Here is a 13,559-nt window from a genome sequence, read left to right as displayed (position 1 = left end):
CACCTATCTAACCAATATTTATATATATAATCATAAATTTGTTTTATTGATAACCGCGATTACTTTATTCGACTTTATCAGGATGAATCCGTAAACAAAATATACTATATTAAATAGTATAGGGTAAATCTGGCATTAGTATTCTACTAACTGGAGTGCACTATACTTTGGGCAATTTTTCTATGATTTTCAAGAAAAATTGATATACTTAATTCAGAGCTATATATCCTCAATATAGCATGGAGTTTATTGTATCACCTATTGATTTTCGCTGGAAGCAATTATTCTATCTGTTTCTCACCTCTGTTATTGTAATTTTTGCAGCAGCACGCAGATTTACTAGCAATGCATCAAACGTTACCCCCTTCATCCCTTGAATTAACTGCTGAACAAATACTTGGCGCTGTTTCGCATTCAACTTTTTCGATCTAATCTTATCTAGTGATATCAGTACAATATCACCATTCGTATTAGTGACCATGCCGTAACTACTTTTTCCTAGAGGCGGAGGTTGTAACTTAAATACTGCTGCTACTACTGGATTACCCTGATTTACTGAATCAAAATATTGTGGAGCACTAAAAGTTAGGCCGATAACCTGCAACGCTTTACTGCTGTGATTCTGCTTAAGAGAAGCCAGCGCTTTTTTAGCTTCTAGAGTAGCTTGCTTTATAGCTTTATAACGCTTCACTTCCCGTTCGAGCTCTGTATGCACCTCATCAATCTGCTTTTGTCGTTCGGGACGATGATCCGTGATCCGAAAAACTAAAGCACAACCGTTATCAATAGTTATTATATTTGCATTGCTACCCGATGCCCCACTTTTGCCTACAAGTGAACCATTGAACAGTACTTCTTTCACTAAGTCATAGTTTAGTGATTTAGGTACATCATCACGAGTAAACCAATCGGTTTGCTTCGCTTTAATGCCTGATGAAATTTCCGCAGATACAAGTGTTGCATTATCGTTATTTATTGCATCTTTCACTTTCTGTAAAAGTGCATAGTAAGCGTTGATCGCTTTTTCGTGTTTCACCTTTGCCAGCACCTTGTCACGCACCGCATCCAGAGGCGTTAATTTTGACGGTTCCAGATCCTCGAGACGAACAATAATAAAGCCTACTGATGATTTAATCACACCAGACAACTGACCTTTCTTGGTCAAATTAGCCTGCTTTAGCTCATCCGGGGACTCTCGGTCACTTATCCAACCGATATCACCGCCATTTTTCGCCGAAATAATATCAGTAGAGTGGGCTTTAGCTAGACTCGTAAAATTCTCGCCCTGATGCAATTTTTTAAGCCAAGTGTTGGCGTCATTTTCAGTTTGACTTTGAATAATACTGTAACGTTTATTCGTGGGAATAGTGAATTGTTCCTGATGCTGATCATACCAGTATTGAATCTCTTGTGCATTGACAACGGTTTTTTTTTCTATAGATTTAGCGTCCATCGAAATATAACTCACCTTAAAGAGTTCTGGCGATAACATTTGGTTTTTATGGGTGTTATAGATGGCTTCAATTTCAGCAGCACTCGCAGTTTGCTTATCTTCCAACGATGCGATATTAAAAGTAGCGAGACGCGCTTCACGCGTTTGCAGCACTAATGCTAACAGCCGATCAATTTCCGTTGGCAATAGAAAATCTGTTTCTCCTATTCTTTTAATTAGCTGCTGAGTAAGTAAATGTTTTCGAATTAGCGCAGCGTATTGCACTGGCGAGAGCGATATCTTATTTATTAGAAAGCGAAACTTAACATTGTCAAATTTATTGTCCGTACGAAAAGCTGGAATCGCAAAGATCTCCTGTTTAATTTGATCGTCACTGATAGTTAGGCCCAACTTAGTTGCATACTGCTCTAGAAGAGCCGTATCAATTAATTTTGAGAGAATCTGCTGACGTATGTAACCTTCATTACGTGTTAATTCAGAAAGCTCTTCCCCCATGAATTTTTTCTGGCGATTACGTTCATTTTCCACCATATTTTCCAGATGTACACTGCTGATTTTCTCACCGTTTACCGTAGCAGCATACCCTGCCTCCCCTTCGGCATGATTGGTTAGATAGTTCCCCATCCCAGTTAGCATAAATGAGAGAGCAATCAAGCTCAGAAGAATTTTGAATATGACGTGATTAGCGGCTGCTCGTAAATTATCCATCATGATATGACCACACTCCGCTGTAAATAAATAAAACTTCCACCTCGATCCATATACTGTGCCCCTACCCTCATCATCCAGAGGGATGCAACAGTGCGTTATCGCTATTCTGTCAACAAACAGAGAGAAGTTAACCTTAACAACTTAATAAACTACGATTTCTATGTTATCTTCTACCGTGAAATAGAGGATAACATTTGTCTAGTGACATTATAAACAAGTTATAGATATGATCTATATCATCCCTTTTTTCCTAAACAATCCTATTATTATAAGGGAATTAATCGTTTTCTATTTGTTTTACCGATTAAGTCTAGTATTAGAAGAACGCTCTTGTATGCAGAAAATATCACCTCTCACCAGGGACTCTTCCATCCCTGATCTAATCATGATATCCAACACTCTAGCAGCAGTTATCTTTAAATAATTAAAACACACAGTATTTTTAATCAGTTATAACTGATTCATGTTTCTCTCCTCAATTAAAATTTATATCGAGTCGGACGTGTCTTTAAATTCCACATAAAAAACGCTATACCCAAACAAGTAGTTCAGAATAAAGCAATCCACTTTCAACTCCGCATTAATAGTCTACTAACTTTAAGGTGTAAAAAAACTGGTCAGTACTAATTAACAATTAGTAATACATTACTTTGTAGATTTAGCTAACATTTCAATTCCAAACGGGGTATCTTGCAGTGCAAGATTTAGCACTTCATCAATACGCTGTACCGGATGAATATCCAGATCGTTTATTACATTAGCTGGCATATCTTCTAGATCTCGTTTATTTTCAAAAGGAATAAGCACAGTTTTTATACCTCCACGGTGCGCCGCTAGCAATTTCTCCTTCAGGCCACCAATAGCAAGCACCTGACCTCGCAAGGTAATCTCCCCAGTCATTGCTACGTTAGCCTTAACAGGATTACTGGTTAGGCAGGATACTAGTGCGGTACACATCGAAATACCAGCACTTGGACCGTCCTTTGGGGTGGCGCCTTCTGGTACATGTACATGAATATCTCGTTTTTCATAGAAATCAGGATTAATACCAAGCTTATCTGCACGGGCACGTACCACTGTTAGCGCCGCCTGGATAGACTCCTGCATCACTTCCCCTAAGGAACCAGTATAAGTTAACTTCCCCTTACCGGGTACGCCGGCTGTCTCAATAGTTAGTAGATCGCCACCAACTTCAGTCCACGCTAGACCGGTTACCTGCCCAATCCGGTTCTCACCTTCTGCTCGACCATAATCGAAACGTTGAACTCCTAGAAAGGACTTTAAGTTATCGGCACTGATAGTAATATGCTTTTTACTCTTATCCATCAACAGAGTCTTCACTGCCTTACGGCAGAGTTTAGAAATCTCTCGTTCTAGGTTTCGCACACCAGCTTCACGGGTGTAATAACGAATTATCCCCATTAACGCGCTATCTTCCACCGTAAGCTCACCCTTTTTTAGGGCATTACGCGAAAGCTGCTTAGGCAATAAATGCTGGCGAGCAATATTAAGTTTTTCGTCTTCGGTGTAACCTGATAAACGAATGACCTCCATACGATCTAGGAGAGGAGCTGGAATGTTCATCGAGTTAGAAGTAGCCACAAACATCACGTCAGAAAGGTCATAGTCTACTTCTAAGTAATGATCATTAAATGCTACATTTTGTTCAGGATCTAATACCTCTAATAATGCAGAAGCTGGATCACCACGCATATCCGAAGACATCTTGTCAATTTCATCCAACAGGAATAGTGGATTTTTCACTCCGATCTTAGACATCTTTTGAATAAGCTTACCTGGCATGGAACCGATATAAGTACGACGATGCCCGCGGATTTCTGCTTCATCGCGGACACCACCCAGTGCCATCCGAATATAATGACGACCAGTCGCTTTGGCGATGGATTGTCCGAGTGAGGTTTTCCCTACCCCAGGTGGACCTACTAAGCATAAAATCGGTCCTTTAATTTTAGTGACCCGACTTTGCACCGCCAAATATTCCAGAATACGATCTTTAACACGTTCAAGCCCGTAATGATCTTTATCGAGAGTCTCCAGCGCTTTAATCAAGTCTTTTTTAACTTTACTTCGAGCGTACCAAGGTACAGATAGCATCCAGTCAATGTAACCTCGCACAACAGTAGCTTCAGCAGACATAGGTGACATCATTTTTAATTTCTGCAGCTCTCCCTCAGTTTTTTCCCTGGCTTCTTTTGGCATTTTCGCGGCTTCAATCTTGCGCTTCAACGCTTCATTTTCATCCGGTGCATCATCCATCTCTCCCAGTTCTTTCTGAATCGCCTTCATTTGCTCATTCAGATAGTATTCGCGCTGACTTTTTTCCATCTGCTTTTTGACGCGATTCCGAATCCGTTTCTCTACTTGAAGTAGGTCAATTTCAGACTCCATCATCGCCATTAAGTATTCTATTCGCTGCGTGATATCCGTCATTTCTAGTACCGACTGCTTATCAGCCAGCTTGAGTGGCATATGAGCGGCAATAGTATCAGCTAAACGAGCCGCATCATCGATGCTGTTAAGCGAAGTGAGCACTTCTGGCGGAATTTTCTTGTTTAGTTTGATATAACCTTCAAACTGATTGATAGCAGTACGTACCAATACTTCCTGTTCTCGCTCATCTAATGCGGGGCTATCAAAATAGGCTGCCTCAGCAGTAAAGTACTCATCGCTCTCCAATAAATCTTTAATGCGAGCACGTGTCACCCCTTCCACTAACACTTTTACTGTGCCATCGGGTAGTTTAAGCATCTGCAAAATAGATGATACAGTTCCGACTGAAAAAAGATCATTAATACCCGGCTCGTCAGTTAACGCTTCTTTTTGAGCCACTAACATGATTTTTTTATCACTGTCCATGGCTGCTTCAAGACACCGAATCGATTTTTCCCGGCCGACGAACAGCGGGATGACCATGTGCGGATAGACCACCACATCACGCAAAGGCAATACGGGAATTTCTATTCGTTCGGAATGCTGAGCATTCATAGAGCTCTCTCTTAGTTTAGCTTCCATCAGTTTTATGGAATGCGAAAAAATCGGTTTTTACTCGTTTTAACAAGTAGGTATCTGAGTATATGGGGATCATATTGCTTACATTCAATCTTGACTGATAATGAAAAAAAACGGGGGATTTCATCCCCCGTCCGGATACTATCAAGCAGATGGCATGTTAAATAATCCCCGATTACTCACCTGAGGCTTGCTTCGCTTCACCATTGCCATAAATAAGCAATGGTTCTGATTGTTCGGTGATAACTGATTGATCTATTACCACTTTTTCTACACTGTCTTGGGAAGGAAGCGTATACATGATTTCTAGCAAAACTTCTTCCACTATGGCGCGAAGACCTCGCGCGCCGGTTTTACGCAGCACGGCTTTTTTAGCGATAGCTGCCAGTGCTTCATCTCGGAATTCTAATTTAACTCCCTCTAGATTGAACAATGCTTGATACTGCTTTGTCAGCGCGTTCTTTGGAGTTAGCAGGATCTCGATGAGTGCTTCCTCGCTTAATTCATTCAAGGTTGCCAAGATGGGCAACCGACCAACAAATTCCGGGATAAGACCGAACTTGATCATATCCTCAGGCTCTACCTGCGCTAATAGTTCCCCTTCAGTAAGTGTTTGTGCACGACTTTTTACGGTTGCGCTAAATCCAATTCCACTATTAGTTTCAGTGCGTTGTTGAATAACTTTGTCTAACCCAGCAAAAGCTCCGCCACAAATAAACAAGATTTTTGAGGTATCTACTTGAAGAAATTCTTGCTGAGGATGCTTTCGTCCACCCTGTGGTGGAACCGCAGCTATAGTCCCCTCTATTAGTTTCAGTAGCGCCTGCTGCACGCCTTCGCCAGAGACGTCGCGAGTAATAGAAGGATTATCAGATTTTCGGGAGATTTTATCAATCTCATCAATGTACACAATGCCCCGCTGAGCTTTTTCTACATTATAATCACATTTTTGTAATAGTTTCTGGAGGATATTTTCCACATCCTCACCTACATACCCAGCTTCGGTTAACGTAGTGGCATCAGCCATCGTAAAAGGCACATCTAAGAAGCGCGCTAGTGTTTCCGCCAATAAAGTTTTACCGCTACCGGTAGGGCCAATCAGTAAGATATTGCTTTTACCAAGTTCAATTTCATCATTGGCATCACCACTACGTAAGCGCTTGTAATGGTTATAAAGTGCTACCGAGAGCACTTTTTTAGCTTTTTCCTGACCGATGACGTAGTCATCTAAGTGTTGACGGATTGCATGAGGTGTCGGTATTGCGCTACGTTCAGGGTACGGTACAATATCTTTTATCTCTTCACGGATAATATCATTGCATAAATCGATACATTCATCACAGATATACACTGAAGGCCCGGCAATTAACTTCCGCACCTCATGCTGGCTTTTACCGCAGAAAGAGCAATACAGCAGCTTTCCTGAACCGTCTTTGCGCTTCTCTATCATTAGTAAACCTCTTTTTTTCTACGACGATTAAATTTAAAACCGGATGCCGAAAACGCTGACGTTTCTAATACAACACACTGAATTCACTATAGTGCAATCCATCCCCAACCATGAAGAAATCACATGCGATGACTCAAGACTGCATCAACTAATCCATATTCTACTGCTTCAAAAGCGGAGAGGAAACGATCTCGTTCAGTATCTCTAGCTATTACTTCAAGAGGCTGACAAGTATGTTTCGCCATTAATTCATTCATTCTTTCCTTGACCTTTAAGATTTCACGGGCATGAATTTCGATGTCGGTAGCCTGCCCTTGAATACCACCGAGTGGCTGATGGATCATCACCTTTGAATTCGGAAGACAGAAGCGTTTCCCGCTTGCGCCAGCTGCTAGTAAAAAGGCACCCATAGAGGCAGTTTGCCCTATAGAGTATGTACTAACATCTGGCTTAATAAACTGCATAGTGTCATAAATCGACATTCCCGCACTAATAACCCCGCCTGGTGAATTAATATATAAGTGGATATCTTTTTCGGGATTTTCTGCTTCTAAAAACATCATCTGTGCGACAATTAAATTCGCCATATATTCTTCAACCTGGCCGGTCATGAAAATAATCCGTTCTTTCAATAAACGCGAAAAAATATCATACGAACGCTCTCCGCGTGAAGTTTGTTCTACCACCATCGGTATAAGCGCCATATGACTTGTTGGATTGTCTTGTTCGCTACTGTATAACATTTTCATCTCCTAAAAAGAGAGCTTTTAAGACCAGGCTTTGAATTCTATCTAAACTTTGGTATTATTTTACTCCCTCTAAGATATCACCGATTTCAACCTGCATTTTACTTAAAGTATATTTTTTCTCTTTACTCTCTAATTAGAAATATGTTTTACAAGTACAAATAACAGCATTATTTCCAGCGTTTAATTGATTTAAGCGTTCTATATCGATACAGCCTATTTTAAACACTACTGACTCGTTAAACACACTTCCTTTGCTCCATACCAACTGTATTCAAGAGTAACTATCCACCCAAAATTATCCACCCAAAGTAGATCAACCATGATGAGCACTGAGCTTTAAAACGCATAACCGAAATCTCACGATACTTATCGTAGGCTGGCCTGCTTCATTAACTCATTAAAGCTGGTTTTTTTTTCAATTACGCGGGAACCGGAAAGCAGTACTTCAATCGCCTGTTCTTCTAGGGCTACGTTACGTATGTCATCCATCAACTCTTTATTCTTGGCATAAAAATTAATTACTTCTTTGGGATCTTCATAGGCAGACGCTATTTCTTCAATTAACGCACTCACACGAAGCTCTTCTACTTTTAATTTATACTTTCGAATGACTTCATTGAGTAAAAAACCGATCTTAACGCGGCGATTGGCCTGTGCTTCAAACAACTCACGAGGCAATTCCAGCGTGTTTTCCTGATGAGACTTGAAATGCTTTGGAACCTGACGCTTCAGTAAATCAATTTCAGCATCGATCAGCGAAGCGGGAACATGAATATCGTTCGCGTTAAGGAGACCATCGATCACCTGTATTTTTATACGGTATCGAATAGCATATTTTAGCTCACGCTCCATGTTTTTACGTACTTCATTACGAAGATTATCAAGAGAACCATCGAGGATACCAAAATTTTTAATGAAGGCCTCATTAACCTCTGGAAGTTCACATTTCTCGACTTTCTTTAGCTTAATAGAAAAGTTTGCAGCTTTCCCTTTCAGATTGTCGAGATGATAGTCTTCAGGGAAGATAACACTGATATCAAAATTTTCTCCGGATTGATGACCGATAATACCATCTTCAAATCCAGGAATCATGCGTCCTTCGCCCATGACCAGCATAAAATCGGTAGCTTCGCTACCATCAAACCCTACACCGTTAACAACACCAGTAAAATCGATAGTAACACGATTTCCTAAATCGACAGTGTCAGAAATTTCTTTCCAAGTTGCCTGCTGTTTACGTAACGTTTCGAGCATGGTATTAATATCAGTATCATTGAGTTCCACCTGTGGTTTTTCGACTTGAATAGCCTCAAGCTCTTTCAGTTCTACTTCCGGATACACTTCAAACTCCACAGAATAGCGGAAATCCTCACCGGTCTTATATTGACTTGGAAGATAATTTGGTATACCCACAGGATGGATTTTTTCTTGGAGCATGACCGAAACAAAATTACGGTGCATCAAATTAGTCAAGACCTCCTGACGGACAGAGCTACCATATCGATGCATCACAATACTCATGGGAATATTCCCTTTACGAAATCCATTAATTCTAACTTTTTTGGCCATGTTCACTAACTCGCTATTTACTTCCTGCTCAATTATGTTAGCAGCAATGGTAATATTTACACGGCGTCCTAGACCTTCCGTTGTCTCAACAGAAACTTCCATTTCGTTACCTCAAAAAATCACAGTGCTCAGTTAATGCCACAGGACATTTTTAAAGAAGTAGTTATTCAAGTCCCTTAAAGTTAAAATAACATATTCAGATCCGCTTGGTGTGAGGAATTAAAACTCATTACCCTTCTTTCTTAGAGCATCTCGCACATCTTCAAGAACAAGATAAGATAAGATATTATAGCGAAATAGGATTTACTGTCGAGGACAGTACGTAAATTGCATTTCGGTGGGAAGGAAGAAGCCACCGATTAAATCTTGATAACACCGCTCTAACTAAAAACACAACATCAGTTCTATTTTTTCTTTTACTTCTTCCGCTTTTAATTCTATATAGCTTAAATTTGACAAAGATGCCGGAAATGAATTCAATCAATTAGTAAAAACTGATGCACCCAGTCTACAATAGTCAAAACAGAAAGAACTAAAACCATCCTAAACAGGGATGACAGCGATCTTTAGTACAGTCAGGAGTCACTCTTTATTAACACAGAGAAGGGGATGATAAGGAAGGAGGTGTGCCATTTCCCCACCCTTATGCATCGTGCACGTATTAGTAGGTTCTTAACCAGTATAGAAATTTAGCGACATGCAAGTCTATCAGTTATAATTGATAGCAAAAAAAGAACTATATGTTGTAGTATAAATACCCGCCTTCTTAGTCTAGGAAGGCATCTTCTAACATAATTAGTTAGCTATACCCCCTACCTCATGATTCATAAAAGATCAAAAACAAGTGAAAGCTAAATTCTGTCAACAAGAAAACATATAAAGTTTTAATATTTAATTTACAACTAAAATCAAGGATTAATTAGCCCAAAATGGTAGCTAAATCAACGCTAACCTTTTTTAGGTTAGCACTGCTATCAAGTATAAAATAACGGATGTGGCCAGTATGTGCTTTTTTACGAAAATACTCGAGTAGGGGGGCAGTCTGCTGATGATATTCAGCTAACCGCTTACGGATAATCTCTTCCTGATCGTCTTGACGAATGCTTAGCCATTCACCAGTGATATCATCCTTCCCTTCGTGCTGAGGTGGGTTGAATTTCACGTGATATATACGCCCTGAAGGGGCGTGTACCCGCCGCCCGACAATACGTTCGATGATAAGACTATCAGGCACCGTAAACTCTAGTACATGATCTACAATGATACCGGTTTCTGTCATGGCATCTGCTTGAGGTAAAGTGCGCGGAAAGCCATCGAGTAAAAATCCATTACGGCAATCCTTTTGTTTAATACGCTCCTTGACTAATGAAACCACCAGATCATCTGGTACTAGTATGCCAGCATCCATAAGTACCTTAGCCTGCTCACCTAGTTCAGAATTCGCCTTCACCGCGGCACGTAACATATCACCAGTGGAAATGTGAGGAATCTCGTACTTTTCCATGATAAATCGTGCCTGAGTACCTTTACCAGAACCTGGTGCACCCAGCAGAATAATACGCATTACATCAATTTCCTTGAAAACATAACATATTTTAAAATATGTTTTTTATTCGGTATATCCAATTATGATAGTTCAATCTTAAAGATTAGCTCCTTAAATGATCGTATACTCTAGATACAATGCGTATTATATTTAATACGCACTAAGGTAAAAATGTTTTAACTTGCATAAAGAAAAGATTACTGTTAAATGTAACATTAACATGTTCCAATTTTCAGACCACATTCCCCCGTCTCCTTTTAAAGAAATATCTAAAATTCACTAAGCATTATATTCTGCACACTGTCTTGATTTATGTTATGCTGTTATTTTTTCATCCAATACTTGTTTGGCGATTTTTCCTCTCTTCAAGAGAACACCAATAACTACTGAAGAAGTTTAGCTTTACCAGCTGTTTACTCTTCAACTCAATCAATCCTCTGATAAGGATTCTGGAATCAGGCAACGTGTTATGCTCTCTGTAAGACAAGGAGAGCATTCTCGTTAACACATGAAATCAAGCGACATAACACAGTCCCTTGCTTACAATGACGGGATATTTTGAGAACTTAACAGGCGATTCATTCGACGAATAAACCGGTTAGGGTCTTCAAGAGTACCGCGTTCAGCCAACAACGCCTGTTCTAGAAGTAGCTCTACCCATTCACCAAATAAACTCTCATCGTTAATAGTAGCGGCAGCCTGTTTTACTAATGTATGCTCCGGATTAAGTTCAAAGATATATTTTATCTCTGCTGCCGTCTGGCCTGCCGCGGCAAAGAGTTTAGCCATTTGTGTTGTCATGTCATTGGAATCGGTAGTGACAACTGTAGGTGTATCAGTCAAACGATGTGTCAGTCTCACTTCTTTAATCCGATCACCGAGATAGGTCTTCACTCGTTTAACAAAAGGTTGAAGTGCTTTTTTAGCCTCTTTCTGCTCTTCGTTTTCCTTATCAAGGAATTGATCTAGAGAGGGATCAGCTTTACTAACGGATTGAAACATCTTTCCTTTGAATTCAGTAAGGTGACTCATCATCCATTCATCAATACGCTCAAAAAGCAAAAGCACCTCAATACCTTTCTTACACAATGGCTCGATATGTGGACTGCTTTTAGCAGAAACATAGCTATCGGCAGTAATATAGTAAATTTTTTCCTGCCCTTGCACCATGCGGCCGACATACTCCTCTAGCGAGACAGTTTGTATAAACGTATCATTATAGCTTGAAGCAAAACGCAACAGTGTAGACACCGTTTCACTATTAGCTGGATCCTCAGCAGGACCTTCCTTTAGTACTAAACCAAATTCCCGCCAAAACGATTGATACTTATCGACATTATCCTTGGCGAGTTTTTCTATCATTGCTAAGGTTCGTTTAGTAAGCGCCCCTTTTAAATTCTGTGTAATTCGACTAGTCTGCAGGACTTCTCGCGAAATGTTTAGCGGTAAATCATTAGAGTCAATTAATCCCTTTACAAAACGAAGATAGTTAGGCATAAATTGTTCGGCATCATCCATGATGAATACACGCTGCACATATAATTTCAGACCGTGTTTATGCTCGCGATTCCACATATCCCAAGGCGCCTTCTGCGGGATATAAAGCAGACTAGTATACTCCTGCTTCCCTTCAACTCGGTTATGGCTCCAACTTAACGGATCAGTAAAATCATGGCTTAAATGCTTATAAAATTCTTTATATTCCTCTTCGTTGATATCAGATTTATTACGAGTCCAAAGAGCTTTCGCTTTATTAATCTTCTCCCAACTCATGATTTCTTCGGCACTACCCTCCTTATCGGTTTTAATGTGCACCTCCATTTCTACCGGTAGTGCAATATGATCTGAATATTTGGTAATGATATTTTTAAGACGCCAGTCATCGAGAAATTCCTCCTCCTCCTCACGCAAATGAAGGGTGATTTCCGTACCTCGCTCTACCTTAACAATATCAGCAATCGTGTAATCTCCCTCACCAGCAGATTGCCAGAACACCCCTTCATCAGTCTTAGCGCCGGCAGCTCGGGTAAGGACAGTGACTTTGTCTGCTACTATAAAGGCTGAATAGAACCCGACGCCAAACTGGCCGATAAGGTGACTATCTTTTATCTGTGTAGAACCCATAGATTTTAGGAAAGCCTTAGTGCCAGATTTGGCAATTGTTCCTAGATTATCTATCACTTCATCACGGCGCATGCCGATCCCATTGTCGCTGAGCGTAATCGTGCGTTTTTCTTTATTATAGGACAGGCGAACACGCAATTCGCTATCTCCTTCATATAAATCCGGCTGTGAGAGGGCGAGAAAACGTAGTTTATCTGCAGCATCTGAAGCGTTAGATATTAATTCGCGGAGAAAAATTTCTTTATTAGAATATAGTGAATGGATCATCAGATCCAGAAGCTGCTTGACTTCTGATTGAAATCCGCGCGTTTCTTGTCCTTTCATACTCATGTTATACCTCGATCTAAAATACTAGAAAACCAGGGAACTAAAGACATCAATAAAAAAGTAAGTGGGGTTAAGATGGAAGTATTTCAAGCGACAAGAGAAAAAACATCTATCCTAATAGGATATGTCTTAGAAAGACATATAAAATGTAGTCTATCATACCATCCCTAATTTATCATTTGTCGGTATACTTTAGACAATATGACTTCTAACAAGATCGAAGTGCGTTAATATATGACTGGATAGTTAGTACACCCCTCTTTTTTGGTTGAAAAGCTAAAAGAATCAGCTCCAGGATGAATATTTTCAGCCTCTCCTACAGCTAATAAAACTAGTCATTTTATGGAGATCTTTTTATTTACACCTAAAGATGCACTGTTAAACGAATACATAATGTGATGGATCTTAAACCGTATCTAAAACACTAAGCACATGCATACACCAATAATCTATAAACTGAACAATAGACAAAAATATATGAAAGATATTTAATTAAACTATTAAAGCGTAGAAAAAGTTTTTCCCATCTAATATGTATAGGAACATTTCCTGAAAATTTTACTTTTTAAGTCATGATAATATATTATAAGAATCGTTTTT

7 protein-coding genes are annotated in these 13,559 nt (G+C 39.8%); all 7 read right to left on the bottom strand.

Annotation, left to right across the window (positions count from 1 at the left end):
* Window positions 1-286 precede the first annotated feature (286 nt).
* The 7 genes from ppiD to htpG all read right to left on the bottom strand — a co-directional run bounded on the left by ppiD (window position 287) and on the right by htpG (window position 12,956).
* The gene (gene ppiD, locus GFK82_RS01620; RefSeq protein WP_226811183.1) at window positions 287-2,164 is read right to left on the bottom strand and encodes a peptidylprolyl isomerase; all 1,878 of its coding nucleotides are present in this window, start codon (window positions 2,162-2,164) and stop codon (window positions 287-289) included.
* Between the two features lie 645 nt (window positions 2,165-2,809).
* Window positions 2,810-5,170 (bottom strand): endopeptidase La, encoded by a 2,361-nt coding sequence (lon, locus tag GFK82_RS01615; protein ID WP_226811182.1) that lies wholly within the window; start codon window positions 5,168-5,170, stop codon window positions 2,810-2,812.
* Between the two features lie 199 nt (window positions 5,171-5,369).
* Window positions 5,370-6,644, bottom strand: a complete 1,275-nt coding sequence (gene clpX / locus GFK82_RS01610; protein WP_226811181.1) for an ATP-dependent protease ATP-binding subunit ClpX — start codon at window positions 6,642-6,644, stop codon at window positions 5,370-5,372.
* A 119-nt stretch (window positions 6,645-6,763) separates the two neighbouring features.
* Window positions 6,764-7,387 carry an ATP-dependent Clp endopeptidase proteolytic subunit ClpP gene (clpP, locus tag GFK82_RS01605; RefSeq protein ID WP_226811180.1) on the bottom strand — a complete coding sequence of 208 codons (624 nt, stop codon included), beginning with the start codon at window positions 7,385-7,387 and terminating at the stop codon, window positions 6,764-6,766.
* Window positions 7,388-7,759: 372 nt separating this feature from the next.
* Window positions 7,760-9,064, bottom strand: a complete 1,305-nt coding sequence (tig, locus tag GFK82_RS01600) for a trigger factor (RefSeq protein ID WP_226811179.1) — start codon at window positions 9,062-9,064, stop codon at window positions 7,760-7,762.
* An 817-nt stretch (window positions 9,065-9,881) separates the two neighbouring features.
* Window positions 9,882-10,526, bottom strand: coding sequence for an adenylate kinase (gene adk / locus GFK82_RS01595; protein ID WP_226811178.1), 645 nt, complete (start codon window positions 10,524-10,526; stop codon window positions 9,882-9,884).
* A 522-nt stretch (window positions 10,527-11,048) separates the two neighbouring features.
* Window positions 11,049-12,956, bottom strand: coding sequence for a molecular chaperone HtpG (gene htpG / locus GFK82_RS01590; protein WP_226811260.1), 1,908 nt, complete (start codon window positions 12,954-12,956; stop codon window positions 11,049-11,051).
* Window positions 12,957-13,559 lie beyond the last annotated feature (603 nt).

Origin of the sequence: Candidatus Steffania adelgidicola (genome assembly GCF_020541225.1) — a bacterium.
Taxonomy (GTDB): Bacteria; Pseudomonadota; Gammaproteobacteria; order Enterobacterales; family Enterobacteriaceae; genus Steffania; species Steffania adelgidicola.
This window is presented reverse-complemented; position numbering and strand designations above follow the sequence as displayed.

What these genes read in the sequence shown, in the direction of transcription:
- ppiD (WP_226811183.1), bottom strand. Translation starts at nt 2,164, where the DNA reads ATGATGGATAATTTACGAGCAGCCGCTAATCACGTCATATTCAAAATT.
- lon (WP_226811182.1), bottom strand. Translation starts at nt 5,170, where the DNA reads ATGAATGCTCAGCATTCCGAACGAATAGAAATTCCCGTATTGCCTTTG.
- clpX (WP_226811181.1), bottom strand. Translation starts at nt 6,644, where the DNA reads ATGATAGAGAAGCGCAAAGACGGTTCAGGAAAGCTGCTGTATTGCTCT.
- clpP (WP_226811180.1), bottom strand. Translation starts at nt 7,387, where the DNA reads ATGTTATACAGTAGCGAACAAGACAATCCAACAAGTCATATGGCGCTT.
- tig (WP_226811179.1), bottom strand. Translation starts at nt 9,064, where the DNA reads ATGGAAGTTTCTGTTGAGACAACGGAAGGTCTAGGACGCCGTGTAAAT.
- adk (WP_226811178.1), bottom strand. Translation starts at nt 10,526, where the DNA reads ATGCGTATTATTCTGCTGGGTGCACCAGGTTCTGGTAAAGGTACTCAG.
- htpG (WP_226811260.1), bottom strand. Translation starts at nt 12,956, where the DNA reads ATGAAAGGACAAGAAACGCGCGGATTTCAATCAGAAGTCAAGCAGCTT.